At 59.6% G+C, this 26031-nt stretch carries 23 protein-coding genes and 1 riboswitch; of the genes, 13 read left to right on the top strand and 10 right to left on the bottom strand.

The features are described from left to right. Positions 1–58 precede the first annotated feature (58 nt). From FHT92_RS15910 to FHT92_RS15890, 5 genes are all read left to right on the top strand, one after another. Positions 59–1846, top strand: coding sequence for a PAS domain-containing methyl-accepting chemotaxis protein (locus tag FHT92_RS15910; protein ID WP_183826882.1), 1788 nt, complete (start codon positions 59–61; stop codon positions 1844–1846). Positions 1847–2020: 174 nt separating this feature from the next. Then, positions 2021–4240, top strand: a complete 2220-nt coding sequence (locus tag FHT92_RS15905; protein WP_183826880.1) for an EAL domain-containing protein — start codon at positions 2021–2023, stop codon at positions 4238–4240. 251 nt (positions 4241–4491) lie between these two features. Then, entirely contained in the window at positions 4492–4692 is a 201-nt protein-coding gene (locus FHT92_RS15900; RefSeq protein ID WP_183826877.1) for a hypothetical protein, read from the top strand. Beyond that, positions 4689–5849, top strand: a complete 1161-nt coding sequence (locus FHT92_RS15895) for a patatin-like phospholipase family protein (protein WP_312858766.1) — start codon at positions 4689–4691, stop codon at positions 5847–5849. Before FHT92_RS15900 ends, FHT92_RS15895 begins: the two co-directional genes overlap by 4 nt. A 42-nt stretch (positions 5850–5891) precedes the next feature. Next, positions 5892–6773 carry a DUF3313 domain-containing protein gene (locus tag FHT92_RS15890; protein WP_183826874.1) on the top strand — a complete coding sequence of 294 codons (882 nt, stop codon included), beginning with the start codon at positions 5892–5894 and terminating at the stop codon, positions 6771–6773. A 149-nt stretch (positions 6774–6922) separates the two neighbouring features. On the opposite strand, the gene FHT92_RS15885 is transcribed toward FHT92_RS15890, so the two are convergent. The 4 genes from FHT92_RS15885 to FHT92_RS15870 form a co-directional block, all read right to left on the bottom strand. Continuing rightward, positions 6923–7882 (bottom strand): sugar-binding transcriptional regulator, encoded by a 960-nt coding sequence (locus FHT92_RS15885; protein ID WP_183826871.1) that lies wholly within the window; start codon positions 7880–7882, stop codon positions 6923–6925. A gap of 21 nt (positions 7883–7903) precedes the next feature. After that, positions 7904–9370, bottom strand: coding sequence for an FGGY family carbohydrate kinase (locus FHT92_RS15880; protein WP_183826868.1), 1467 nt, complete (start codon positions 9368–9370; stop codon positions 7904–7906). A gap of 64 nt (positions 9371–9434) precedes the next feature. After that, positions 9435–10391 (bottom strand): transketolase family protein, encoded by a 957-nt coding sequence (locus tag FHT92_RS15875; protein WP_183826865.1) that lies wholly within the window; start codon positions 10389–10391, stop codon positions 9435–9437. After that, the gene (locus FHT92_RS15870; protein ID WP_183826862.1) at positions 10391–11200 is read right to left on the bottom strand and encodes a transketolase; all 810 of its coding nucleotides are present in this window, start codon (positions 11198–11200) and stop codon (positions 10391–10393) included. The genes FHT92_RS15875 and FHT92_RS15870 overlap by 1 nt, the downstream gene beginning before the upstream one ends. 212 nt (positions 11201–11412) lie before the next feature. On the opposite strand from FHT92_RS15870, the gene FHT92_RS15865 reads away from it, so the two are divergent. The 7 genes from FHT92_RS15865 (at position 11413) to ribB (ending at position 18353) form a co-directional block, all read left to right on the top strand. Continuing rightward, positions 11413–12396: an ABC transporter permease gene (locus tag FHT92_RS15865; RefSeq protein ID WP_183826859.1), complete on the top strand. Its 984-nt coding sequence runs from the start codon at positions 11413–11415 to the stop codon at positions 12394–12396. Between the two features lie 114 nt (positions 12397–12510). Continuing rightward, a complete protein-coding gene (locus FHT92_RS15860) occupies positions 12511–13440 on the top strand; it encodes a sugar ABC transporter substrate-binding protein (protein WP_183826856.1) in 930 nt (309 codons plus the stop codon). Positions 13441–13467: 27 nt separating this feature from the next. Then, positions 13468–14946 carry a sugar ABC transporter ATP-binding protein gene (locus FHT92_RS15855; protein WP_183826853.1) on the top strand — a complete coding sequence of 493 codons (1479 nt, stop codon included), beginning with the start codon at positions 13468–13470 and terminating at the stop codon, positions 14944–14946. Between the two features lie 22 nt (positions 14947–14968). After that, complete coding sequence (locus FHT92_RS15850; RefSeq protein WP_183826850.1) at positions 14969–15757, top strand: SDR family oxidoreductase; 789 nt, start codon at positions 14969–14971, stop codon at positions 15755–15757. A 4-nt stretch (positions 15758–15761) separates the two neighbouring features. After that, positions 15762–16499, top strand: coding sequence for a triose-phosphate isomerase (gene tpiA / locus FHT92_RS15845; RefSeq protein ID WP_183826847.1), 738 nt, complete (start codon positions 15762–15764; stop codon positions 16497–16499). 76 nt (positions 16500–16575) lie between these two features. Continuing rightward, positions 16576–17358, top strand: a complete 783-nt coding sequence (locus FHT92_RS15840; RefSeq protein ID WP_183826844.1) for a glucose 1-dehydrogenase — start codon at positions 16576–16578, stop codon at positions 17356–17358. 106 nt (positions 17359–17464) lie between these two features. Further along, a riboswitch (FMN riboswitch) is annotated at positions 17465–17609 on the top strand. Positions 17610–17726: 117 nt separating this feature from the next. After that, a complete protein-coding gene (gene ribB / locus FHT92_RS15835) occupies positions 17727–18353 on the top strand; it encodes a 3,4-dihydroxy-2-butanone-4-phosphate synthase (protein WP_183826841.1) in 627 nt (208 codons plus the stop codon). A 116-nt stretch (positions 18354–18469) separates the two neighbouring features. Here ribB and FHT92_RS15830 read toward each other — a convergent pair whose 3' ends face one another. The 6 genes from FHT92_RS15830 to FHT92_RS15805 all read right to left on the bottom strand — a co-directional run bounded on the left by FHT92_RS15830 (position 18470) and on the right by FHT92_RS15805 (position 24684). Then, a complete protein-coding gene (locus tag FHT92_RS15830; RefSeq protein WP_183826838.1) occupies positions 18470–19600 on the bottom strand; it encodes a Gfo/Idh/MocA family protein in 1131 nt (376 codons plus the stop codon). An 11-nt stretch (positions 19601–19611) separates the two neighbouring features. After that, the gene (locus FHT92_RS15825; RefSeq protein ID WP_183826835.1) at positions 19612–20397 is read right to left on the bottom strand and encodes a ThuA domain-containing protein; all 786 of its coding nucleotides are present in this window, start codon (positions 20395–20397) and stop codon (positions 19612–19614) included. Between the two features lie 76 nt (positions 20398–20473). Then, on the bottom strand, positions 20474–21502 hold the full coding sequence (locus FHT92_RS15820; protein WP_183826832.1) for an ABC transporter ATP-binding protein: 1029 nt from the start codon (positions 21500–21502) through the stop codon (positions 20474–20476). 12 nt (positions 21503–21514) lie between these two features. Further along, positions 21515–22345: a carbohydrate ABC transporter permease gene (locus tag FHT92_RS15815; protein WP_183826829.1), complete on the bottom strand. Its 831-nt coding sequence runs from the start codon at positions 22343–22345 to the stop codon at positions 21515–21517. Beyond that, positions 22345–23331 (bottom strand): carbohydrate ABC transporter permease, encoded by a 987-nt coding sequence (locus FHT92_RS15810; RefSeq protein WP_183826826.1) that lies wholly within the window; start codon positions 23329–23331, stop codon positions 22345–22347. The genes FHT92_RS15815 and FHT92_RS15810 overlap by 1 nt, the downstream gene beginning before the upstream one ends. Positions 23332–23415: 84 nt before the next feature. After that, complete coding sequence (locus FHT92_RS15805) at positions 23416–24684, bottom strand: ABC transporter substrate-binding protein (protein WP_183826822.1); 1269 nt, start codon at positions 24682–24684, stop codon at positions 23416–23418. A gap of 300 nt (positions 24685–24984) precedes the next feature. On the opposite strand from FHT92_RS15805, the gene FHT92_RS15800 reads away from it, so the two are divergent. Next, the gene (locus tag FHT92_RS15800) at positions 24985–26010 is read left to right on the top strand and encodes a substrate-binding domain-containing protein (RefSeq protein ID WP_183742536.1); all 1026 of its coding nucleotides are present in this window, start codon (positions 24985–24987) and stop codon (positions 26008–26010) included. Positions 26011–26031 lie beyond the last annotated feature (21 nt).

Raw genomic sequence — 26031 nt, 5'->3', positions numbered from 1 at the left:
CATAGGCGAATATTAGTGATATAGCTGGATTGCAGCGGGAAAAATCTGGGGATTTCGGATGAGTATTCTTGGTCGTGGTGGAAATGCTGTCGCGGTTCTTGCCGCTCTATCGAATTCGCAAGCCATGATCGAGTTTGACTTGTCGGGCAAGATTCTCACTGCGAACGAAAACTTTTGCAGGGCGCTCGGCTACGAACTCGGGGAGATTGTTGGAAAACATCATAGCATGTTTGTCGATCCATCCTTTGCATCTTCGGCGGAATACAAAGCTTTCTGGACGAAGCTGTCAGCCGGAAAATTCGATCAGCAGCAATACAAGCGGATCGGGAAGGGCGGACGCGAGGTCTGGATCGAAGCATCCTACAATCCCGTGTTCCGGCGCGGAAAACCGGTCAAAGTCGTCAAGATTGCAACCGATATTACCGTGCAGAAGCTGAAGTCGGCCGAGGATGCGGGTAAGATCGACGCGTTGTCCCGCGCCCAGGCGATCATTGAATTCACGCCTGCCGGCGAAGTTCTGACTGCGAACGACAACTTCCTCGGCGCCCTCGGGTATTCGCTCGCGGAGATCCAGGGCAAACATCATTCGATGTTTTGCGAAGCAGACTACGCAAGGTCGGACGCTTACAAGGAATTCTGGCGGAAGCTGTCGAGCGGCCAACTGGTCGCTGATGAATTCATGCGTGTCGGCAAGGGCGGACGGAAGGTTTTCATCCAAGCCTCCTATAATCCGATTTTCGACCTGAGCGGCAGAGTTTTCAAGGTCGTGAAATTCGCCACCGACGTCACGGCGCGCGTCGAGAATGTCGAACAACTTGCCCGTTGCCTGACCAATTTTGCCGACGGCGACCTGTCGCAGACGATCCAGAAACCTTTCATTCCTTCGCTGGAAAGGCTCCGTGTCGACTTTAACAGCGCGTCGGAGAAGCTGAAGGGCGCGATGGCAATGGTGGCCGAAAATGCCAAGGCGATTTCGGCTGGCTCCAACGAAATCCGCACGGCTGCCGACGATCTCGCAAAGCGCACGGAACAGCAGGCCGCATCCGTCGAACAGACCGCTGCGGCGCTTGAGGAAATCACGACGACGGTAAAGGATTCGAGCCGCCGTGCCGAGGAAGCCGGCAAACTCGTGGCGCGAACCAGAGACCATGCGCAGCACTCCGGCCAGGTCGTGCGTGACGCGATAGCTGCCATGGACCAGATCGAAACTTCCTCAAGCGAAATTTCCAATATCATCGGCGTCATCGATGAGATTGCCTTCCAGACGAACCTTTTAGCGCTCAATGCCGGTGTCGAGGCGGCACGGGCTGGGGAGGCCGGCAAGGGGTTTGCCGTCGTTGCCCAGGAAGTCCGTGAGCTGGCGCAGCGGTCGGCAAAGGCTGCGAAGGAGATAAAGAGCCTGATTACAGCGTCCGGTTCCTACGTCGCAAACGGGGTCGCTCTCGTGACGAATGCCGGATCCGCGCTCCAGGAAATCGCCGGTCAGGTCCACGAAATCAATACCAACGTCACGGCGATCGTAGAGGCGGCACGCGAGCAATCGACCGCGCTGAGCGAGATCAACCAGGCCGTTAATACCGTCGATCAGGGCACGCAGCAAAATGCCGCGATGGTTGAGGAGCAGACTGCTGCGAGCCATGGCCTCGCACGAGAGGCCGCAGCTCTCTTCGCGCTTCTTGAGCAATTCCGTTTCGAGGATGGACCGAAATCCGGGTCCATGCTCACGCAGGGGGATCGCCACGCTGCCACATCCACTTCTTTGAAAGTGGTTCGTAGCTCGCCCGCCGCATCGGTCCAACGCGGGTCGGCTGCTGTCGCGCTGAAGTCTGATTGGGACGAATTCTAAATCAGCGCAGGAAGTTGGATAGGAACGAGAAGCTCGTGACATGCCGCTTGCGAATGTCGCTGTGCGATATTCGGCCATGAGATATTGTCGTTTTTCACTGTCGGCGGCAAGTTCGTCCGCTTCTATGATCCATGAAGGGTCTCACTCACTCGGCACTGCGAGGAGTAAGGTCGCATGTCACTTACCGAAGACGAGAGGTTGAACCTTCTTTACGAGGCAAGCATTCTCGATACGCCGCCGACGACGGAGTTCGACGCTATCGTACGCCTGGCCTGCAGCATGTTCGATATGCCAATGGCTTTGATTTCTTTTGTCGATGAGCATCGGCAATGGTTCAAGGCTCGGCAAGGCTTCCCTTTGAAAGAGGCGCCACGTGAGCATTCCTTTTGCGGTCACGTCGTGGAAACAGGGGCGCCGCTCGTCGTTGAAGATGCCAGCAAAGACTCCCGTTTTTACGCAAACACGTTCGTCACAAGTTGTTCCGTCCAGTTTTATGCAGGGGTTCCACTTTCGGAAGGTAAGACGTGTTACGGCAGTTTTTGTGTCCTCGACACGAAGATCCGCCGTTTCGGCGATCGCGACATCGAACAGCTCCATAGTTTGGCGAGCGTCGTGGTAGCGCTTATCCGGGAACATCGTCAGCAAAGTTTGCTGAAAGAGCAGCAACGTGAACTCGAGCTCAAGCAGGCTCGGTTTGAACAGACCGAGCGCTCTGCCAAGGTCGGAGGCTTTGAGATGGACCTTAATACCGGTGCGGTCATCTGGTCGGATCAGATATACCGCACGGTTGGGCTGCCGATCGGCAAACACATGACCTCGGAGGAGGTGATTGCCTGTTACGCTCCCGAAGAACGTGAAAGTGTCCGGGGCAGGATCCGCGACATCCTGAACGGCTCCGGAACCGGCATTGACAAAGAGTATCGCATCATCACACCGGAAGGCCAGGAGCGATGGATTCGTGTCGTCAGTGATATCGAGCATCTGCAAGGCGAACCAAGACGTCTGTTCGGCATTGTTCAGGATGTTTCCGAAAAAGTGCGCTACGAGCAACGTCTGCTCCAGGCAGCAAATGCCGATCCGTTAACCGGACTAGCAAACCGCGCCGCCTACAATGCTCATATGGAGAGGCTTGCAGCGGCGGACGTTCAATCCATCGGTTTGTTGCTGATCGATGTCGATCGTCTCAAGCAGGTGAATGATATCCTTGGCCATGCAACAGGTGACCTGTTGCTGAAAGGCGTGGCGTCACGTCTGGACGAGCGCCTCGGACGGCGTGGAAAGGTGTTTCGTCTCGGCGGTGACGAGTTCTGCGTTGTTCTGGCGGAAACCGCAAGCGCGGGGCGCATGCGGTCACTCGCGCGACATCTGATAGAATATATCGGCCGCCCCCTGGAAGTCGGCGGGTCGACGATAAATCCGATGATAACCTTAGGCGGCGCGATTTCCGAATGTGAAATGGATGCGGCGACGCTTTCGCAAAACGCCGACTTTGCCCTTTACCACGCCAAGGAAACACGGCGCGGCAGCTACGTCCAATATAAGCCCAGCCTGCGTTCGACGATAGCCCATCGCATTCAGGTCGTTCGAGAGGTGGAACTGGCACTCAATGAGCATCGGATGGTGCCGCACTATCAACCACTCGTTCGCTGCGCTGACGGTCAAGTATGGGCATTTGAGGCGCTTGCGAGAATGCAGCGCCCGGATGGCTCAATCCTGCCGGCTGCGCAATTTCACGAGGCGTTTACGGACTCGAGCGTGTCCCATCACATCACGACCCGCATGCTCGAGCGTGTCGCGACCGATATCCGCACCTGGATGGACCGTGGGCTGGATTTCGGGCGGGTCGGACTGAATGTCTGTGCCTCCGATTTCATGAGAGGTGATTTGGAAAGCCGGATTGTTGCCGCGTTTACGTCGAGAGGCATCCCCTTCGACAAGCTGGTGCTTGAAGTGACGGAAACAGTATTCCTGCAGGGTTTGGAAGATACCGTTGCAACAACGCTCCAGCGTTTGCGAAAAAAAGGCCTGGCTGTTGCGCTCGATGACTTTGGGACGGGCTATGCGTCACTGACCCATTTACGGAGTTTGCCTGTCGATATCATCAAGATCGACAAAAGTTTTATCGACACCATGCTGGAGGACGACTCGAGCCTGGCAATCGTTGAACTGGTGCTCAATCTGGCGCGGAAACTTAACATGAAGGTCACTGCAGAAGGTGTGGAAACCCATCGCCAGGCAATGTGCTTGCTGGAAATGGGCTGCTCCACCCTCCAAGGTTATTTGTTCAGCAAGCCAATGGGCGGCGAACATATCGGTGGATACCTATCTGCGTTGAAACCGCCTTTCATCGGCAATTCCGAGCCCTGGCAGGAGGGTCTTCACCTTCTCGGATAGAAGTTCAAGGACGGATGTCGCAAGCTTACGCCGAAGTCGATCCGTGTCAAACGGGCTCGTGTAGCGTCAGGACGATCAAGACACGCCGCAATCCACCAGCCGTGCGATCCCGCAAGGCCCCGTACCATCCTTCGTCATTCTACGATTGCAACTTCTTTTGACCGATTCTCGATGAGCAGCCGGTGAGGCCCGTGCGCTTGAGCCTATACGCGAGCGCGGGCTCAATTGATCCAGAATCTGCCGCCCTTGACATGTCAGTGCTCGACGATGCCTTCGCTTTCGGCTCGGCCGCCGACTATGCAACGTATCTTAACATCATGAAACCCAAGGCAATCGCGAATCAGATTAATGCCAACAGACGCGATCCGAAAGGACGTGTCGACGCGGCTGGCGGCAATCTTGCCCGCACCGCTGGGCCGGGGCCGAATGAAGGACAGGGCTACAAAACGTGATTCGACTGATAGCCATCTTCACGCTGGCTCTTCTGGCCGGCTGTATGGCGCCGGACCGAGTTGCCTACACACCGAAGGCTGCGGCAAATGCCAATATCGAAGGATTCGATGACATCCGCATCTATGCGGATTCGACACGCTTTGACGGTTCTGCGTGGCTGACGATCCCGAGGCGCAAGGACGTCAATTACTTGGTGTTGTCGGGTGGCGGCGCTGCAGGCGCTTTCAGCGTCGGGGCGTTGAAAGCCTGGTCGGACAAGGGACGACCGGAATTCGACGTCGTCAGCGGCGTCAGCACGGGCGCGTTGATTGCGCCCTATGCCTTCCTCGGTCGGGCCTACGACGATACCCTCGTCGACCTCTACACGAGCGGCGTCGCCAAGACGCTGGTCGATGCCGATTTCCTGCCGAAGGGCCTGCTTGGAGCGAGCCTGCTGAAAGAGGCGCCGCTTCGCCGGATGGTCGAACGCCATCTGACGCCGGACATTTTGGCAAAAATTGCAAGCGAGTACCGGAGGGGACGGCGCCTTTTTGTCCTGACCACCAATCTCGATTCCCAAAGAGCGGTCATCTGGAACATGGGGGCCATCGCCAACAGTGGTCGGCCCGACGCGCTGAAGCTGTTCCAGGACGTCATCATCGCCTCGGCCAGCATACCCGGCATATTCCCGGCCGTGCTAATCAAGGCCACCGCCGGCGGACAGGCGTTTGAGGAAATGCACTCAGACGGGGGGGCATCGTCGCAGGTTCTGACGATCCCGGAGGGATGGATGGTCAATCCGCAGAATGACGCCTGGCCCAAGGATTTCAAGCTCAACATGTATGTCATCGTCAATAACGCGTTGATGCCTGAATTCTCGACGACGACGAACAATACTCTTGCTGTCATGGCGAGGGCGAGTACTGCTCTCATCAAGGCGCAGACACGCAGTGCGCTGGTGGCCACCTACGTCTACGCCCGGAAGAACGGCATTCGATTCCGCGTCGCCTCTATCGATGCGCAGATTCCCTACACGATGACCGACCCATTCAATACCGACTACATGCGCGCCGTCTACAACCTCGGATACGCGAAAATGGCGAGCGGCAGTCTATGGAAGGACAAGCCGATCTTTACGGATCTCGCCGCGGCGCAGTCCGCCCAAGCGACGCAATAGCCGTGCCAACCCTCCCTCCCTTATCAACCACAGGAGAACCAAATGTCGCATTCCGGAATTGGTCTGGCAGGCATTCGACCCCAATGGCGGCGGATCGCGCCGGCCCTGTTTGCCTGCCTGTTGTCAGCGGCTGTCACGGGTTGCGCCGCGGTGCCGCTCGAACAGGCGAACACGCTGACATCCTATGACGGCCTTACATCGAACAACGGTAAATTCACAAAGGCGAAATTCAAAGTCGATCCAGGCGATCTCGTGGCGAACAAGACGATATATATCGAACCAACCACGGTTTCGCCGACCGCTGCGCTTTCGATCAAGAAGCCTTCCGACCAGGCCCTTGTCGCCAATGTGATCAGCCGCGCCCTCTGCATTGGCGTCAGCGATCGTTTCCAGGTTGTCGACCAGAGGGAGAACGCCGATCTCGTCGTTCACGCCACCGTCACCCGTATCGTGGCGACCAGCGCCACGGCTGCCGGCCTGTCGACCGCGACGTCGCTCGGTGCATCGTTCGTCGTTCCTGTTCCGGTCCCGCGACTGCCAATAGGCCTCGGAGGCCTTGCGGTCGAAGCTGAAGCGACGACAAGGGACGGCAGGCAGGTGGGCGCCATGGTTTGGGCGAAGGGTGCCAACGCTATCACCACAAGTGCACGTGTTTCCCAGATCGGCGACGCCTACTCACTCGCGTCGAGTTTCGGAAGCGACTTCTCAAAAATGCTCGTCACTGGGAAGACACCCTATAAGGGGCTGCCGAAAATCCCTTCTGCCCAGAAAATCAAGTCGGGCCTCGGCGGAAGACCAAAATATCCGGCTTGCGAGCGGTTCGGTCGTTCGCCCGGCCTGAAGGACTTCGCGGGCTCGCAAATTGGCCTACCTCCGTCCTGGACGGACAAACGACCGACGGTCGTCGGCCAATGGTCGCCGTAACAAAGATGGCCGGCTACTGATGCATCGGCCGCTTAATGAGCGACGCGCCGTGGTTTGACCGGTGACTAGATTTGCGTCGCATAAGCCAAGAGTTCGTTAACCATCGTTGCCAGAAATGCCACCGTGCACCACAGCGTTCGACGGTCTCGTCAAGCCGTCGCCTCGATCAATCGCTGGGCGGTAAACTTGTCGGTTACCAGCATGTCGATGACGCCAACGCGGAGGGCACCTGAGATCGCTGCCGTCTTCTTCGCGCCGCCAGCCAGCGCGATGACCCGATCCACTCGCGCAAGGTCCTCGAGCGGAAGCCCGATGACCCGGTCATCCAGCGGCGTCTTCACCGGTTTGCCGTCCTTGTCGAAGAAGCGCAGTGAAATGTCGCCGACGGCGCCGGCTTCGGCGAGATCGGCGAGTTCCCGCGACGAGAAGATGTTGCCCGAGCGTGCAAGCAATTCGGACGGCTCCACCGCGCCGATGCCGACAATGGCGAGGGTGATGCTGCCGAACAGATCCATGGTCTCACGGACGAAGGGATCTGACTGCATCAGGAGCCTGGCTTCCCTCGATGTCGTCACGCCCTGGACGGGAAGCAGTTTGGGTTCAGCGCCGGTGAGGCGGGCAAGGCGGGTGGTGAGCTGCGTGGCATGCGTCTGCACCGAAGGGTCACCCATGCCCCCGAGGGTCTGGACGACGTATTTTACCTGGGCGCTTTTCTGCGGATGGATGTTTTCGACCATCTTGAAGATGGTCTGGCTCCAGCTCGACACTCCGACGATTTCGCCGGGTGCGAGTGTGATCTCCAGAAGATGGGCTGCGGCCTCACCGATTCTAGCCATGATGGCGCCGTCCCGGTCCTCGCTGCACTCGACGACGATTGCTTCGGGAAGGTCGAACTTTTGCCGCAGCGCTCCCTCGAGCTCACTGTAAGTGCCGACCGGCGGGATGACGCTGGTGCGAACGATGTCCTCGGCTTCGGCCCTCTTCAGCATTCGCGAGACCGTCGCCTGGGAAAGCCGCAGATGCTGCGCGATCTCCGCCTGCCGTCGCCCTTCGATGTGGTACATCTGGGCGACCCTGGAGATCAGGCGGAGTTCGTTGAGGCGGGACATGGGCAATACCGGCTTGAATTTTTATTCACATTTAACCGGTGTGGGTCGCGACGTCGAGCGGGCCAGCGCATCATTCCATGTATTGAGAAGGCCAGTGCGATCGATCTCTTCGGGGCGGATCACTTCGGTGCTTCTCGGGAGCGCCTCGATCGCGTCGAGGTCCTTCCACAGGCCGAGCGAAAGCCCGGCGAGATAGGCGGCACCGAGAGCGGAAGCCTCAGGCGCCTCGCACTGGATGACGTCATGCTCGATCAGGTTCGACACGCATTGCATCAGGAAGCGGTTCTGGCTCGGGCCGCCGTCGACATAGAGAGCGCCGAGTTTACCGCCGCTCTGGGCGCGCATGGCGGCGATCACGTCATGCACCTGGCAGGCGATCGAATCTGTCACCGACCGGGCCATCTGGGCGCGGGTCGTGGAAAAGTTGATCTGGGCGAAGAGCGCGCGGGCGTCGGAGTTCCAGTAGGGGGCGCCGAGGCCGACGAAGGCCGGCACGAATCCCGGTCCGCCCGGCTCAGCCGTCGCCGCAAGGTCAACGAGGGCGGCCACATTGGGAAGGCCCAGAATGCCGGCCATCCAGGGGAGGCTCGCGGCCGAAACGAGGATATTGCCTTCGAAGGCGAAGGTCGGCACGCCGGCGATCCGCCAGGCGACCGTCGTGGTGATGCCGTTTTGCGGCGCGATGAAGCGCGGCAATGTCGTCATGACCGACGAACCGGTTCCGAACGTCACCTTGCCGTCGCCGGGCTTGAAGGCGCCATGGCCGAAGAGCGCAGCATGGCTGTCGCCGATGGCGGATCGGATCGGCGTGCCATCGGGGATGCCGGGAAGCCCCCGTGTCGTGCCGAAATCGGCGGAGCTGTCGAGCACTTCAGGGAGAAGGGCGATATTGACGCCGAAGATTTCGCCGAGTTCTGCGCTCCAGGCCTGGCCATTCAGGTCGAACAACTGGCTGCGGGCGGCATTGGAGGCATCGCAGACGTGGCGGCTGCCGCCCGTCAGACAATGGATAAGCCAGCTATCGATCGTGCCGAGGCGCACCCGGCGCCCGGCTGGTACGCGATCGAGCAGCCAGCGGAATTTCGATCCGGGAAACATCGGGTCGAGGGGAAGGCCCGTCAGCGCCTCTACGCGGCCGAGATGACCTTCGGCGATTAGGCGCTCGCAGTCCGGCGCGGTACGGCGGCACTGCCAGCTCAGCACCGGACCCAGCGCTTCGCCGGTCTCTGCGTCCCAGACAGTGACGGATTCGCGCTGGTTGGACACCGCCACCGCCTCGACGGTGACGCCGGAAATTTTCTTCAGGCAGGCCTCGATCGCTTCGCAGACAGAGGCAAAGATTCGGCGGGGATCCTGCTCGACCCAGCCCGGTTGCGGATAGGAGATGCCGACGGCGGCTGAGCCTCTGGCAAGCACGTCTCCGGTTTCGGAAACCAGCACTGCCTTCGAATTGGTGGTGCCCTGGTCGATCGCCAGAATAGCCCGCATCATCTTCTCCTCAAACGAAGGGCCGGAGCGGATGCGCGCTCCGGCTTTAAGGACTGCTATCAGATTATTTGCGCTTGATCAGCGCCTGGGCCGCGTCCGCGACCGCTGTTGGCGCCATGCCGAATTCGTCGAGGAGGAATTCGGCCGAACCGGTCGGCGCGTAGATACCGGGAACGCCAAGGCGCTTCATCGGCACGGGCGCGTTGTCGACGACCACTTCGGCGACGGCGGAACCGAGGCCGCCGAAGATCGAATGCTCTTCCGCCGTCACGATCGCGCCGGTCTCTTTGGCCGCCGCGATGATGGCGGCCTCGTCGATCGGGCGAACGGTCGCCATGTTGACCACGCGCGCCTTGATGCCGCGCCCGGCGAGGATCTCAGCGGCCTTCATCATGCGGTGGGTCAGCGTGCCGTTGGCAATCAGCGTGACATCGGAGCCTTCACGCAGCAGGTTCGCTTTGCCGACTTCGAACGTGTGGCCGTCGGGCAGCAAATCCGGAACGCCGACGCGCGACAGGCGCAGGAAGCAGGGACCATTATAATTTGCGGCCCATTCGACGGCGGCGGCGGTCTCGATCCGGTCGCAGGGGGCGATGACGGGCAGATTCGGCAGCACGCGCGTCCAAGCGAAGTCTTCGATCGAATGATGGGTCGGGCCGAGTTCGCCGTAAGCCATCCCTGAGGAAATGCCGACGAGCTTGACGTTGGCATTAGAGTAGGAAATGTCGGCCTTGATTTGCTCAAGCGATCGGCCGGTCAGGAACGGCGAGGCGCCGCAGACATAGGGCAGGCGTCCGCCATTGGCGAGACCGGCGCCGACGCCGACCATGTTCTGCTCGGCGATGCCGACATTGACGAGGCGATCAGGAAATTTCGACTTGAAGCCGCCGAGCTTGGACGAGCCAACCGAGTCGTTGCAGACGGCGACGATGGTTTCATTCTCGGCGGCCAGGCGCTCAAGCGTCGCTGCAAAGGCATCGCGGCAGTCATAGAGCTTCGGTGGGTTTACGGGCGCGTTCATTAGAGTGCCTCCGACAGTTCTGCCAATGCGGTTTCATACTGTTCCTTGCTCGGAACCTTGTGGTGCCAGTCGACGCGATCCTGCATGAAAGAGATGCCATGGCCCTTGTTGGTGTGAGCCACGATGCAATGGGGGCGGTTGGAGCGATGCTCGAGAGCGGGCACGATCGCGTGCATGTCATTGCCGTTGATTTCGCTGACTTCCCAGCCGAAGGCCTCGAGCTTGGGGCGAAGCGGCGCGAGATCGTTGGTGTCCGAGAGCGAAGCGCCCTGCTGGAACCTGTTGTGGTCGATGATCAAGGTCAGGTTGTCCAGGCGGAACTGGTATGCCGCCATGATGGCCTCCCAGTTGGAGCCTTCCTGCATCTCGCCGTCGCCGGTTATGACATAGGTGTGGTATTTCGCGCCCGAGAGTTTCGCCGCCTTCGCCATCCCGACAGCGACCGGCAGCCCGTGTCCCAGAGGCCCAGTGTTGGTTTCGACACCCGGCACCTTGTTGCAATTCGGGTGGCCGTTTAGCCGGGAATGCGGCTTCAGGAAGGTCGAGATTTCTTCCTCCGGAATAAACCCTCGCCTGGCGAGCGCGACATAGAGCGCGCAGGCCGTATGGCCCTTCGACAGCACGAACCTGTCTCGATCGGGGTGTTTGGGCTGGTCGGGCCAGATACGCAGCACACGAAAGTAAAGTGCGGTGAGGAGATCAATCACCGACATCTCGCCACCAATATGGCCGGCGCCTGCCTCGTATACGGCCTGGAGGTCGCGCAGACGTATCTGGCGAGCAACACGTTCAAGTTCGGAAGGCTCCATCGTTTCCTCTTGTGCATAAATATTCATGTAATTATATTTTTGCACACAGGCAGCCTTAGTCAAGCCCTTTATTGGGTATCACGCTTAGCTCATCACCCAAAAAGCTGATTGACAGCATCTAGGCAAGTTGTTAATGAATTTTCCAGCAGGCATGAATAAATATTCTTGCTTGAAGAAATATTGGCCGCCGGCCTTAATCCCAGGGAGGAACGATGGTGGCGATCGACGTGAATGAACAGAGCCGTCCGTCCGGGACGTGGGTGAGCAAGCTCACGGGAGCAACCGGACCGCTCATTGGACTGCTTTTGCTCTGCCTGTTCCTGACCTTCAGCACTGATGCATTTCTCTCCGTCCGCAATGGTCTGAATATTCTCGACCAGATCACCGTGCTCGGGATCATGGCAGTCGGTATGACCTTCGTGATCCTGATCGGCGGCATCGACCTTTCGGTAGGTTCGGTCCTGGCTCTCGCGATGATGGTGATGGGCTGGACGGCGAACGTCGCCGGCCTGCCGCTAGGCCTCGGCATCGTGGTAGCGCTCGTTGCCTCTATGATCAGCGGCCTGATCGTCGGTATCATGGTGACCTGGTTCAGGGTGCCCGCGTTTATCGCGACGCTCGCGATGATGTCGGCCGCGCGCGGCGTGGCGAACATGATCACCGACGGCCAGCAGATCGTCGGCTTCCCCGACTGGTTCATGATGCTGGCCATTGACCGCCACTTCGGCATCCTGACCGCAACCGTCTTCCTGATGCTGGCAGTCGTCGCCGCTGCCTGGGTTTTTCTGCACTTCCGCGCAGAAGGCCGCATGCTCTACGCGGTTGGCGGCAATCCCGAAGTTGCCCGTCTTGCCGGCATCAACGTCCAGCTCGTGACTATTCTTGTGTACGTGGCGAGTGCCGCGCTCGCAGGTCTTGCCGGTATCGTTCTTGCCGCCCGTCTGGACTCGGTTCAGCCGTCCAGCGGTTTTGGCTACGAGCTAGACACGATCGCGGCCGTCGTCATCGGCGGAACGTCTCTGTCGGGCGGCGCAGGCGGCATTGGCGGGACGCTCATCGGCGTGCTGATCATCGGCGTTCTGCGTAACGGCCTCAATCTGCTCAACGTCTCGCCCTTCCTGCAGCAGGTCATCATCGGTGTCGTCATCGTTCTCGCTGTCGGTGCTGAAACGATCCGCAAGCGGCGGGCTGCCTGATCATTCGGCCCGCGGACGATGCGGGTCCAGAAATTCCTCTCCGAAAGGTTTGGAGCGGAGCTATTGCCCGAGGGGGAGGATACCCGAGGGTTCATTAACAACGGAGGAACTGACATGAAATTTGCGCGCACTCTGCTCGCGTCTGCCGCCTTGCTTGGCCTCAGCCTCGGATCCGTCCAGGCGGCCGAAGTCAAGAAGCTCGGCCTTGCGGTCGCCAATTTGCAGGCAAACTTCTTCAACCAGATCAAGCAGTCTGTCGAAGCTGAAGCCAAGAAGCGTGGCATCGAGGTCGTCACCGTAGACGCCAAGGGCGATGGCCCGACCCAGGTCAACCAGATCCAGGACCTGCTGACCCAGAATATCGACGCACTGATCTACATCCCGGCAGGCGCTGCTGCAGCCAGTGTGCCGGTCAAGCTCGCAAAGCAGGCCGGCATTCCCGTCGTCAACGTCGACCGGAATGCCGAAGGCGCTCCGGGCGATACCTTCCTGGCGACCGATTCCGTTGCCTCCGCCAAGGCGGTTTGCGACTACATCCTCAAGGAAGCCGGTGGCAAGGGCAAGATGGTCATCATCCATGGCCAGAAGGGCACCACGCCGGAACTCGACCGCACCAAGGGGTGCCTGGAATCACTGAAGGCCTATCCGGACGTGAGCGTCGTCGCCGAGCAATATTCCAACATGTGGAGCCAGGACGAGGGCTTCCAGATCATGCAGAACATGCTCCAGTCGAATTCGGATGTCTCGATCGTCTTCGCCCAGGCAGATGGACTGGCGCTCGGTGCGGCCCAGGCGATCAAGGTCGCCAATCCATCCCAAAAGATCGTGGTCGGTGGTTTTGACGGAGACACCGCTGCACTTGAAGCCCTCAGCAAGGGTGTGTTCGACGTGACCGCAACACAGCAGACGCAGAAGATGGGCCGCGATGCGGTGGAGAACGCGGTCAAGCTCGCTGCCAAGGAAAAGGTGCCGCCGGTCCAGTTGATGGATGCCACGCTGACGACCAAGGAAAACGTGGCAGGCTTCATCGCCAACCATCCGTAATCAGTCGAAATCTCGAGGAGGTGTGCTGTGACCGAGCCGGTTCTTTCCCTGAGGGGCATATCCAAGCGCTACGGACCGCTCCAGGTTCTGAAAAATGTGGACCTGGACGTTTATCCTGGCGAGGTTGTGGCTCTGCTCGGTGAAAATGGCGCCGGCAAGTCGACACTGTCAGGCATCATTGCCGGATCGCGCGCACCGTCCGAGGGCTCGATGACATGGCTGGGGCAGCCTTATGCCCCGGCCGCTCCGCGCGAGGCAATCGACAAGGGCGTCGTGCTGATCCATCAGGAACTGCAGCTTCTGCCGCATCTTTCCATCGCCGAAAATGTCTTCATCGGCCGATGGCCGATGAAGAACGGCGTGGTCGACCGCACCCACATGGTCCGCCGTGCCCAGGAACAGCTCGCACGGCTGAACCTGCACATTCCCGCGACTCGAAAGGTTGCCGGTCTCTCGACCGCCAACCAGCAGCTCATCGAAATCGCCAAGGCGCTGGCGCTCAATGCAAAACTCCTGATCCTCGATGAGCCGACGGCAGCCCTTGGCGGGGCGGAGACGGAAGCCCTGTTCGAGCAGGTGCGCAAGCTCCGCTCCGAGGGCGTGGGCATCATCTACATCTCCCACCGCATGGAAGAGATCAAAAAGATCACCGATCGTATCGTCGTACTGCGCGATGGAGAGCGCGTTCATGAATTTGCCGACAGCGCGACGCCGGTGCGCACGATCGTCGAAAGCATGGTCGGACGCTCGCTCGATCGCATGTTTCCGACCCTTCCCGAGCCGACGAGCAGGCCCGTGCTTGAGGTGTCAGGTCTGACGTCGCCGGACGGTTCCTTCCGCGATGTGAGTTTCGACGTTCATGCCGGCGAGATCCTCGGCATCGCCGGCCTCGTCGGCGCCGGTCGCACCGAGCTCGTGCGGGCGATTTCCGGTGCCGACCCGATAAGCGCCGGTTCGATCAGGCTGGAAGGCGAAGCGCTGAAGCTGCGCAGCCCTGCGGATGCGATCGCCAAGGGTATCGTGATGGTGCCCGAGGACCGCAAGGACCAGGGCCTCGTCGTTGCACACAAGATCAGCGAGAACATCATTTACGCCAATCTCGACAAGCTTGGCGGCCGCTGGCTCACCTCGGGCGTGAAACGCGTTTTCGCCGAAAAGGCGGTGACGAAATTCGGCGTGAAGGGGCGCGCAGAGCAGTTTGCCTCCGATCTCTCGGGCGGCAACCAGCAGAAGGTCGTCATCGCCAAATGGCTGATGCGCGATCCCAAGGTCGTGGTGCTGGACGAGCCCACCCGCGGCATCGATGTCGGAGCCCGCGCCGGCATCTACGATATCATCGTCAACCTGGCCAAGCAGGGTGTTGCGGTGATCGTCGTGAGTTCCGACCTCGAGGAGGTTCTCGGTGTATCGAACCGGATTCTCGTGCTCGCACAGGGCAAGCAGGCAGGCATTTTGAAGCGTGACGAGGCGAACGACGTCTCGGTCATGGAACTGGCGACAATCTAAGTAAAGACAGAAAGGAAGAGCGGTGTCCGACATCTCTCTGAACGCACCTAAACTATTTGATCTCAGCGGTCAGGTTGCCATCGTGACGGGCGCCGGCAGCGGCATCGGGCAAAGGATCGCGATCGGTCTTGCCCAGTGCGGCGCCGATGTAGCGCTTCTCGATCGCCGCACTGATGACGGCCTTGCCACCACTGCCAGCCATATCCGGGCTGCCGGCCGCCGCTCGATCGAGATTGCCGCCGATGTCACCAGCAAGTCGTCTCTGGCGGATGCGGTCGCCCGCGCTGAAGCCGATCTCGGGGCTCTCTCGCTTGCCGTCAATGCCGCCGGTATTGCCAATGCCAATCCCGCCGAGGAGATGGAAGAGGATCAGTATCAGACGCTGATGGACATCAACCTGAAGGGCATCTTCCTGTCTTGCCAGGCCGAAGCGCGGGCCATGTTGAAGAATGGACGCGGGTCGATCGTCAACATTGCCTCCATGTCGGGCGTTATCGTCAACCGCGGTTTGAGCCAAGCCCATTACAATGCTTCGAAAGCGGGCGTGATCCATATGTCGAAGTCGTTCGCCATGGAGTGGGTCGGGCGCGGCATCCGCGTCAACACGATTTCGCCGGGATATACCGCAACGCCGATGAACACCCGGCCGGAGATGGTACATCAGACCAAGCTCTTCGAAGAGCAGACGCCGATGCAGCGCATGGCCGGTGTCGATGAGATGGTTGGTCCGGCGGTCTTCCTGCTGTCGAATGCTGCAAGCTTCGTGACGGGCGTCGATCTGCTCGTCGACGGCGGCTTCTGCTGCTGGTGATACGATGCGCAAACTGATCGCAGGCAACTGGAAAATGAACGGTCTCATCTCCTCCCAAGCTGAGATCGAGGCGCTGAAGGGACTAACGGGCAGTGCGACGTGCGATATCGTTGTCTGCCCGCCCCTCACGCTGATTGATCGCGCAGTGGAGCGGGTCAAGGGGTCGAACCTGGCCATCGGCGCACAGGATTGCCATGCGCAGCAGTCAGGCGCCCATACGGGCGATGTCTCTGCTGAAATGCTCGCCGATATCGGCGCGCGCTATGTCATTCTCGGCCATTCGGAGCGCCGTGTGTCTCACGGCGAAGATGATGAAATCGTCCGTGCAAAGGCGGTCGCCGCGCATCGTGCGGGCTTGATCGCGATCGTCTGCGTCGGTGAAACGCGGCACGAGCGTGATGAAGGACGGGCGATCGAAGTTGTTGGCGGACAGCTGAGAGAATCCGTTTCCGAGGGAGCGACGAGCGCCAATCTCGTCATCGCCTACGAACCTGTATGGGCGATAGGAACCGGGCTGGTGCCGACCGACGAACAAATTGAGGAGGTCCATGCGGCGATCCGGCAGATGCTCGAAGAGAGGCTGGGCGGTGACGGCCATTCGGTCAGGATCCTCTATGGCGGTTCGGTCAAGCCATCCAATGCCGCGGCTATATTCGGGCTTCGCAATGTGGATGGGGCGCTGGTCGGCGGGGCTTCGCTGAAGGCATCGGAATTTGCCGGGATCATTTCTGCCGCCGTGTAAAGGCTGAGTGAGGAGGCAAGCGTCGCCGGTTTGCAAAAACGGCGTTCACGCGGGCTCCAGTGAAAGGATAAAGAGAATGCAGCGTTTCGAAAACAAGACTGTCGTCATTACCGGCGCAAGCCGCGGTATCGGTGCGGCGATTGCCAAACGCTTTGCACGCGAGGGCGCCAATCTCGTGGTCTCCGCCAATGAGGAGAGCGTGCATACCGTTGCCGAACAGATCAAGACCGATGGCGGCAAAGCGATCTCCTTTGTTGGCGACGTCACCGACAAGGCAAGCGTCAAAGCTCTCTATGACGCCGCTGAGGAGGCGTTCGGCGCTGTCGACGTCTCAATCCAGAATGCCGGTGTCATCACCATTGCTCGCATCGAGGATATGACCGAGGGCGAGTGGGACAAGGTCATGACGGTCAATACCAAGGGCGTGTTCCTCTGTGCCCAGGAAGCGATCGCCCGCATGCGCAAACATGGTCGCCGCGGACGTATCATCAACACGGCTTCCGGACAGGCGCGCGACGGCTTCATCTATACGCCGCATTATGCTGCCTCGAAGATGGGCGTCGTCGGCATCACCCAAAGCCTTGCCAAGGAAGTCGCAACCGACGGCATCACCGTCAACGCCTTCTGCCCAGGCATAATCGAAACCGACATGTGGGCCTATAACGATCAGGCATGGGGCAAGCTGCTCGGCAACTACGCACCCGGCGAGCTCATGAAAGAATGGGTCGAAGGCATCCCGATGAAGCGCGCCGGATCGGGCGAAGACGTCGCTGGTCTTGTCACCTTTCTTGCAAGTGACGACGCGGCCTATATCACTGGCCAGACCATCAATGTCGATGGCGGGCTGATCATGTCCTAGCGCTGTTCGACAATAGGAAACGGTGCTTTCATCACCGGGAGGCAATTCTCGCGAGGCGATCTGCACCCAACCTCTTGCAGAACAAGCCATTCGTCATTTACATAAGCAATGTTCTCAGGGCGGGGTGCAATTCCCCACCGGCGGTATCGAGGCAACTCGGAGCCCGCGAGCGCCTTCGTGAAAGCGAAGGGTCAGCAGATCCGGTGAGATGCCGGAGCCGACGGTCACAGTCCGGATGGAAGAGAGCAACGCAGAGGACGCCGCTCGGCACGCGGCGTTTCATATGCTTGTTCGCCCAAGGGAAAATGGTGGCTTTTGACAGGCCATGAATGCCGCGCACTGCGGCTAACCCTTGAAAGGCAGAGAAGATGGCAATTTCCAAAATCGAAGATGCAATCGCCGCGATTGCGCGTGGCGAGATCGTGGTGGTCGTCGACGACCGCGATCGGGAAAACGAGGGCGACCTCATCATCGCATCCGAAGCGATCACTCCCCAGGCGATCGCCTTCATGATGAATTATGCGCGCGGCCTCATCTGTGTGGCCATGGAAGGCGAGCGGCTGGACGAACTGCAGATCCCGCAGATGGTCCCCAACAATACCGAACTTCTGAAAACCGCTTTCACCGTGTCGGTTGACTATATTCCTGAAACGACGACCGGCATCTCGGCGGCTGACCGTGCCGCGACGGTTCGCGCACTCATTGCGGAGACTTCCCGCCCCGAGGATTTTGCGCGGCCCGGCCATATCTTCCCGTTACGTGCGCATCCGAACGGTGTGCTTTCTCGTCCCGGTCATACCGAGGCGGCTGTCGACCTCGCAAGGCTTGCCGGCCTGTCGCCCTCAGGTGTCATTTGCGAAGTGGCCAATGATGATGGCACGATGGCGCGCCTGCCCGAGCTTGAGCGGTTTGCCGAGCGGCATGGCCTCCACCTGATCACCATCGAGGATCTCATCGCCTATCGGGGTGTGAGTGCGACTGGTAAGGCCGCTTAGCTGCCGATTGTGTGATCGGCGTCGAGGCGTCCGCGCTTCTCATGAAATAAACAGAGCGAGCTCTGTCGATTCAAAGAAGGCCCGACCATTCGGGCCTTCGCTGTTTCACCAAGCCGTCAGACGACAAGTGCCAATGCCGGTCCCTGATCGTCCCCCTTGAGTTCCGGCTCCTGGCCGACCGTGCTCTCCGGGGTGTCAGCGGCCAGCAGATTGAACTCCCGACGTTCTTTCTCCGATACGATCGCGAGGTCGATGACCTTCTGCAGGTTGGCGGCATGGCGGAAGGTGGGATCGTCCTGCTTGCCGCTCTTCACCGCTTCGGCAAAGCGTTGATAGTTGGTCGGGACTGCCGGCACCTCGATGTCACGCCAGGTGGCGCTTTCAATGTCGTCGCCGAGGCAGCCGCGAAGATCCGAGCCGCTTGGGCGGTGGATGACTTCGAGACTGCCCTTCTCGCCGTAGATGCGCAGCTTCAGCTCGTTCAGATGCCCGGTCGCCCAGCGGCTGGCATGGATGACGCCCAGCGCGCCATTGGCGAAATCGACCGACATTGTGAAGCTGTCATTGGCATCGAGCATGTACTCGCCGATCTGCCCGCCCGGTGCCTTGTTGAAGGTCTTCAGCCGCGCAAAAACGTGATCGATGTCGGTCGCCGCCCCATAGGCGGCGAAATCGAGAATATGGATACCGACATCGCCGAGCACACCGTTCGAACCGTGACCCGTCGACAAACGCCACAGCCAGCGCGATTCCGTGCGCCAGTCGCCCCAGGCGCGCGATACCAGCCAGCTTTGGAGATAGGACGCCTCCACGTGGCGGATCGTGCCGAGTTCGCCGGCCAGCACCATCTCACGCGCCCGCTGCAAGGGAGCGACATTGCGATAGGTGAGATTGACCATGTTGATGACGCCGGCCGTCTCGGCCGCTTCGGTCATCTCCAGCGCGTGGGCATAGTTTTCCGCCAGCGGCTTTTCGCAAAAGACGTGTTTGCCGGCAGCGATCAGAGCCAGGCTGGTTGCGTGGTGGATACGGTCGGGCGTGACGTTTGTTGCGGCATCGAACTCGCCCCAGGCGATCGCCTCGTCGAGCGTGCTGAAGCGTTTTTCGATGTTGAAATGATCAGCGAACTCATCGAGCCTGTTCCGATCCGTATCGACGGCGCCGACCACTTCGACACCCTCGATGGCGAGGAAGCTGGCAACCTGGTTTTTCGCCATCATGCCTGTACCGAGAACGAGTAGACGCATTGCTATCCTCCTCAGCGGTAACCGGCTTCGCCGGCCTGATGCAGTCTCGGGCCGCGTTCGACGATCGGCTCCAGTGCTTTTTCTACCGGCACATTTGGAGCATCGGTGATGCTCTTCAATGCACCCTCGGGGTTATAGGCCCACTTCACGCCGTTGATCAGCACCTTCTGCACGTTGGCATCGTGATAGGTCGGGTAGGTTTCGTGACCTGGGCGGAAATAGAAGATGTTGCCGGCACCGCGGCGCCAGGTCAGGCCCGAGCGGAATACTTCACCGCCCTGGAACCAGGAGATGAACACCGTTTCCAACGGCTCCGGCACCGAGAACTGCTCGCCGTACATTTCCTCGTTTTCCAGCTCGAAATGCTCACCGATGCCGGCGGCGATGGGATGGCGCTGGTTGATCGTCCACAGACGCTCGCGCTCGCCCGCCTCACGCCATTTCAGCGCGCAGGGCGTACCCATCAGCCGCTTGAAGATCTTGGAGAAATGGCCGGAATGCAGCACCAAGAGGCCCATGCCTTCCCAGACCCGCTTGGCGACGCGCTCGACGACAACATCGGAAACCGCACCATGATCCTTGTGGCCCCACCAGGTCAGGACGTCGGTCTCGGCAAGCCGAGCTTCGGTGAGGCCATGCTCGGGCTCCTGCAGCGTCGCAGTGGTCGCCGAAATCGCCGGATCGGTGTTCAGCGCCTTGGCGATCGTGGTGTGCATGCCTTCAGGGTAGATGCCCCGGACGATCTCATTGGTTGTCTCATGGATGTTCTCTCCCCATACGACGGTGCGAATGGCCATGACTGTGCTCCTTTGCAGCAAGTAGCGGACCGGAACCGATGGGAGGCGGTCAGATCCTGTTTGTTTGATGGGTTGTTCAGGCGGCGCCCTTGAAAGGAACCCTTTCGAGCGCGCGTCCGGATTGATCGAAGCGGTGAATGCGGCCGTTGATCGGCGATACGCCCAATTGTTGGCCGGGCTGATGGCTGGACACGCCGGTCTCTCGAACGATGAGCGGCTCTGCGGAGCCGATGTCGAGATAGACGAAACTGTCCGAGCCGAGGATTTCGGAATGGATGACGGTACCGGTCCAAGCTGGGGCCTGATCGGCGAATTCGATATGTTCGGCCCTGACCCCGATCGTGTGGGCATTATAGGGTGCTGCAAACGGACCGGAGAGAAAGTTCATCTTGGGCGAGCCGATGAAACCGGCAACGAAGATCGAATTCGGGGTCTCGTAGAGTTCGATCGGCGTTCCCACCTGTTCGACAACACCATCGCGAAGAACGCAGATCCGGTCGGCCAAGGTCATGGCCTCGACCTGATCATGGGTGACGTAGATCATCGTCGTGTCATGCATGCCGCGGTGAAGCTTGGCGATCTCCAACCGTGTGGCAACGCGCAATGCAGCATCGAGGTTCGACAAGGGCTCATCGAACAGGAAGACCTTCGGGTCACGAACGATGGCGCGGCCGATGGCGACGCGCTGGCGCTGACCGCCCGAAAGCTGGCGCGGCAGCCGCTCCAGATAGGGTGAGAGCTGCAGCATGCCGGCCGCCTGTTCGACGCGCGCCTTGCATTCTTCCCTGGTCCGGCCGGAGAGTTTCATACCGAAGGCCATGTTCTCGTAGACCGACATATGCGGATAGAGCGCGTAGGACTGGAAGACCATCGCGATGCCGCGCTTCGACGGCGAAAGACGATTGACCGGCTGACCATCGAAGGAAAGCGTGCCTGATGTTATGTCCTCCAGTCCCGAGATCAGGCGCAGCAAGGTGGACTTGCCGCAGCCGGAGGGACCGACGAAGACCATGAACTCGCCCTTGCGGATGTCCATGCTGACGCCCTTGATGACTTCGAATGCGCCGAAGCTCTTGCGGATATTGTCGAGTCTAATCTGTGCCATGTCTCGCTTTCCTCAGCCTTTGACGCCGCCGGCCGTCAGCCCTGAAATGATCCGGCGTTGAAAAATAAGAACAAGGATGACGACGGGCACGGTGACGATGACCGATGCCGCCATGATATTGCCCCAGGGGATTTCGAACTGACTGCCGCCCGAAAGCAGAGCGATTGCCACCGGCACCGTCCGTTGCGCATCCGACGAGGTGAAAGTCAGGGCGAACAGAAATTCATTCCAGGCGGTGATGAAGGCAAGCAGGCCTGTGGTGACAAGGGCCGGCCACATCAGCGGCATGAACACCTGCGTGATGATGACCCAGGGCGAGGCACCATCGACGATGGCCGCTTCCTCGATCTCGACCGGCAGATCCCGCATGAAGGTCGTCAGCACCCAGACCGTGAAGGGCAGGGTGAAGATCATGTAGGAGAAGATCAGCGCGAAGGGCGTATTGAAGATGCCGATCCAGCGGATGAGCTCGAAAAGCCCCGCCAGGACGGCGATCTGCGGGAACATCGAGACAGACAGGATGGTCAGCATCAGGAGTGCCCGACCCCGGAAATGCACACGGGCAAGCGCGTAGGATGCAGTCACGGCAAGCAGCAGAGAGGCGGCGACCACGAGGCAGGCAATGAGCAGGGAATTGCCGAGGCTGCGAATAAAGCTGCCCGTCGTCAGCACGCCGGTATAGTTTTCCAGCGAGATCGAGGTTGGCCAGTAGGTGACCTCGAAGAGGGCGGTGCCTGCTTTGAAGCTCGTCAGGATCGCATAGTAGAACGGGAAGACCGCGATGACGACGATGACGGCGACCAGCAGATAGAACAGGGTATTCTTGGTGGCTGTGAGCAGCATCAGCGTTCGCTCCCCCCGAGCCTGACGCGGCCGAGCCATATGTAGAGCACCGTGACCGACGCGATGATGAGAAACAGAACGGTGGAGGCGGTCGCGCCATAGGCGAACTTGTCGAAATCGAAAAGGTTTTCGCGCGCCATCACCGACATGGTTTTGGTCTGGGCGTTGTTCGGCGTCAGCACGTAGATCAGATCGAAGATGCGCATGGCATCGAGCATGCGGAAGATTACCGCGACCATGATCGCCGGGCGTATCAGTGGCAGGGTCAGCCGCCAGAATACTTTGATGGGATTGATGCCGTCGATCTTGGCGGCTTCGTAGATGTCGGCCGGAACCATCTGCAGGGCGGCGAGGATCAGCAAGGCCATGAAGGGCGTCGTCTTCCAGACGTCGACGATCAACACGGCAATCAGCGCTGTCTGAGGATCAGCGGTCCAGGCGATCTTCTGGCTGATGAGCCCGAGGCCGAGAAGCATGTCGTTCAGGATGCCGAACTGGTCGTTGAGCATCCAGGCCCACATTTTCGCGGAGACGATGGTCGGGATCGCCCAGGGAATGAGGATGGCGGCGCGCACGATGCCGCGGCCAACGAACTGGGCATTCAATACGAGCGCGACGATGAGGCCGAGCGCGGTTTCGATCGTTACGGACAAGAGCGTGAACTTCGCCGTATTCCAGACGGCGCCCCACCAGGCGGGATCGGCCAGCAGTCCCTTATAGACGGTACGGCCACTCTTCAGAGTGATCCAGGACAGGTAGTTGTCGAAGCCGACGAACTGGGCATCGCCGAGGTTCGTCAGCGACGCGTTGGTGAAGCTGAAGTATATGGTGCGGAAAAGCGGCCAGCCGGCAACGATAGCCAAGATCAGCAGGGTCGGAGCTAGGAAAATCCAGGCGGATCGGACACGTTCCGAGCGCAGATCCGAAGAGATTGCCTTCGTGCGCGCGCCTGTGCTCAGATTTTGGGAGACTGCAACGTCACTCATGGAATATCCGCTTCATAAGACAATCGACGACGGCGTTATCGGAAGCGGCAGTGGCGGGAGATCCGACGCTGCCGCCTCGATCTGTTACCAGCCGCTGCCTTGCAGCGTCGTCAGATCGGCTTCGAGAAGCTCTAGGTTTTCTTCGGCTGTCCCGCTACCGGAGAGCGTATTGTGGACGGCAGTCCAGAATTTCGCGGAAACCTCGTTATACTTGACCTTGGCAACAGCCGACGGACGCGGCACCGCATTTTCGAAGATCGGCTTCCAGTTCGGCATGAACGGTTGCGCGGCGGCAATGTCCTTGTCGTCATAAAGCGCCGACAAGGTCGGCAGGTTGGAGAGCTCGATGGCGCGCTGCTTCTGGCTTTCCTTCGACGTCAGGAACTTGACGAGCTCGATCGCCGCATCCGGGTTCTTCGAATATTTCGAGACGGCGAGATTCCAACCGCCAAGCGTCGAGGAGGGCTTGTCGCCTTCTGCTGCAACGGGAAGCGTCGTCACGTCGAACTTGCTTTTGACAGGGCTGTCGGCGCCGTTGCCCAGCGCATAGGCGTAGGGCCAATTACGCATGAAGACGGCATTGCCCGTCTGCCAGACGCCGCGGGATTCTTCTTCCTGATAGGCGAGTACGCCGCTCGGCGAAATCGTGCCGATCCAGCCCTTGGCGCGATTGAGTGCTGCTGCAGCCTTCTCGTTGTTGATTGAAATCGTGCCGTCGGTCTCAATGATCTGGCCGCCGCCTGAGGACTTGACCCACTCCAGGGCATCGCAGGTCAGGCCTTCATAGGCATTGCCCTGGAAGACGTAACCCCAGAGATCCTTCTGACCGGCGGCGCGTTCCTTCTCCTGGATTTCCTTCGCGGTTGCCTCCATCTCGTCCCAGGTCTTCGGCGGTTGCTTGCCGTATTTCTCAAGCAGATCCTTGCGGTAGAAGAGGGCCGGCGCATCCGTATAAAGCGGCATTGCGACCAGGCGGCCGTTCACGGTTTGGGAGGCAACGATCGCCGGGAAAAAGTCGCCGACAACATCCTTGGTGGCATCCTTCAAGTCGACAAACTGGTCTGCCAACTGCGGAGCCCAGATAACATCCGTCTGGTAGACATCGACATCCGTGTTGCCGGCTGCGAGCCAGAGCCGATACTGCGAGAACTGTTCCGTGGACGAGGGCGGCATGGTGACGATCTTGACCGTATTGCCGGTGGCCTTCTCGAAGGCATCGAGCTGCTTGCGGAACAGATCGAGGTTCTTGCCGGTAGAACTCGCTGAAATGCTGATCTCGGCGGCATAGGACGGTACTGACGCGCCAATAAGCGCGGCCGCGATGGCGGCGGCGGCCGTGAAACGAAACTTCATTTTCTCCTCCCAAAGACCAAATTGAAATCGATTTGGTTGGGAAAAACTGGCAGAAGGCCAGTGTCATGTCAAGGGAGGTTCTTCGTTGCGGCTGGTGCTTGTTTATAACTGAAAAATATCATTTAAAATCAACAGGGATTCCGAATGGTGGCTTTCTTAAAATCTGTCGATATTCACCCCAGCGATAGGTAAATTGAAATCGATTTGAGAAAATATAATCGACGGCTTAGAATGTGGAATTTGCGAGGCCGAATGGTATAGATGCCCGGCAGCGCAAAGCGATGAAAGTCATTTCGGTCAATGAAGCTCAAAGAGTTCGCAAAACAACTTGGATTGTCTCCCACGACCGTCAGTCGTGCGCTCAGTGGCTATCCCGAGGTAAGCGAGGTGACGCGTGCCCGCGTCGTTCAGGAGGCGGTGCGGTTGGGCTACCGACCGAACGTCAACGCGGTCAGGCTGAAAACCGGTCGGGTTGGCGCCATCGGCGTTGTCATGGGGCGCGCCGGCGAGTTTCATTTCGCAGAATTCATGGCCGGCATGGCGGAGCGTCTTATCACCGAAGACACCGATATTCTGGTCATTCCGATGGCTGATCCCGAATATGATGCCGAGATGCAACTCTACAGGCGGCTGGCGGAAAGTCAGCGGGTGGACGCGATCATCGTGCATTCGCCTCGACCCAATGATCAGCGTATCGCGTTGCTGCACGAGTTAGGAATGCCGTTTCTCGTTCATGGCCGTTCAGACATAGACGTGCCCCATCCCTGGCTCGATATCGACAATGAGGGAGCGGTGCGCCGTGCGACCTCGCATCTGATTGCTCTCGGTCATACGAGGATCGCCATGATCAATGGCCGTCAGGGCGCAACGTATGCGCTGCATCGCGACATCGGCTATCGCAGTGCCCTGCAGAGCCATGGGATCGAAGTCGATCCGCAACTGATCGCCAACGGCAATTTCACCGACGAAATCGGCTTCCGCTTTGCACGATCGTTTCTCGAACAGCCGAAGCGGCCGACCGCTTTTGTCGCGGGATCCATGATGACGGCGCTCGGCATTTACCGCGCCGCGCGTTCGCTGGGGCTCCAGATCGGCAGCGATGTCTCGGTTATCGCTCACGATGACGTCTTTCCCTATTTGACGGCCGACAATATGGTCCCATCGCTGTCGGCGACCCGGTCGTCGATGCGCGCCGCCGGTACGCGATGCGCCGATCTTGTCCTGCAACTTCTGGCCGGGCGTTCACCCACGGAGATTCACGAATTATGGCCGGTTGAGCTGATCCTGCGCGAGTCAACCGGCCCGGTGCGGGAGCTCCAGACGTGAGCGATTACTGTTTGTCAGGCC

The organism is Rhizobium sp. BK377 (assembly GCF_014193935.1).
In the GTDB taxonomy this organism is placed as follows: domain Bacteria; phylum Pseudomonadota; class Alphaproteobacteria; order Rhizobiales; family Rhizobiaceae; genus Rhizobium.
Note: the sequence above shows the minus strand (reverse complement) of the source record. Positions and strands in the feature narration are given on the sequence as shown.

Coding starts and splice junctions, on each gene's coding strand:
- FHT92_RS15910 (WP_183826882.1), top strand. CDS start 59: ATGAGTATTCTTGGTCGTGGTGGAAATGCTGTCGCGGTTCTTGCCGCT.
- FHT92_RS15905 (WP_183826880.1), top strand. CDS start 2,021: ATGTCACTTACCGAAGACGAGAGGTTGAACCTTCTTTACGAGGCAAGC.
- FHT92_RS15900 (WP_183826877.1), top strand. CDS start 4,492: ATGTCAGTGCTCGACGATGCCTTCGCTTTCGGCTCGGCCGCCGACTAT.
- FHT92_RS15890 (WP_183826874.1), top strand. CDS start 5,892: ATGTCGCATTCCGGAATTGGTCTGGCAGGCATTCGACCCCAATGGCGG.
- FHT92_RS15885 (WP_183826871.1), bottom strand. CDS start 7,882: ATGTCCCGCCTCAACGAACTCCGCCTGATCTCCAGGGTCGCCCAGATG.
- FHT92_RS15880 (WP_183826868.1), bottom strand. CDS start 9,370: ATGCGGGCTATTCTGGCGATCGACCAGGGCACCACCAATTCGAAGGCA.
- FHT92_RS15875 (WP_183826865.1), bottom strand. CDS start 10,391: ATGAACGCGCCCGTAAACCCACCGAAGCTCTATGACTGCCGCGATGCC.
- FHT92_RS15870 (WP_183826862.1), bottom strand. CDS start 11,200: ATGGAGCCTTCCGAACTTGAACGTGTTGCTCGCCAGATACGTCTGCGC.
- FHT92_RS15865 (WP_183826859.1), top strand. CDS start 11,413: ATGGTGGCGATCGACGTGAATGAACAGAGCCGTCCGTCCGGGACGTGG.
- FHT92_RS15860 (WP_183826856.1), top strand. CDS start 12,511: ATGAAATTTGCGCGCACTCTGCTCGCGTCTGCCGCCTTGCTTGGCCTC.
- tpiA (WP_183826847.1), top strand. CDS start 15,762: ATGCGCAAACTGATCGCAGGCAACTGGAAAATGAACGGTCTCATCTCC.
- FHT92_RS15840 (WP_183826844.1), top strand. CDS start 16,576: ATGCAGCGTTTCGAAAACAAGACTGTCGTCATTACCGGCGCAAGCCGC.
- ribB (WP_183826841.1), top strand. CDS start 17,727: ATGGCAATTTCCAAAATCGAAGATGCAATCGCCGCGATTGCGCGTGGC.
- FHT92_RS15830 (WP_183826838.1), bottom strand. CDS start 19,600: ATGCGTCTACTCGTTCTCGGTACAGGCATGATGGCGAAAAACCAGGTT.
- FHT92_RS15825 (WP_183826835.1), bottom strand. CDS start 20,397: ATGGCCATTCGCACCGTCGTATGGGGAGAGAACATCCATGAGACAACC.
- FHT92_RS15820 (WP_183826832.1), bottom strand. CDS start 21,502: ATGGCACAGATTAGACTCGACAATATCCGCAAGAGCTTCGGCGCATTC.
- FHT92_RS15815 (WP_183826829.1), bottom strand. CDS start 22,345: ATGCTGCTCACAGCCACCAAGAATACCCTGTTCTATCTGCTGGTCGCC.
- FHT92_RS15810 (WP_183826826.1), bottom strand. CDS start 23,331: ATGAGTGACGTTGCAGTCTCCCAAAATCTGAGCACAGGCGCGCGCACG.
- FHT92_RS15805 (WP_183826822.1), bottom strand. CDS start 24,684: ATGAAGTTTCGTTTCACGGCCGCCGCCGCCATCGCGGCCGCGCTTATT.
- FHT92_RS15800 (WP_183742536.1), top strand. CDS start 24,985: ATGAAGCTCAAAGAGTTCGCAAAACAACTTGGATTGTCTCCCACGACC.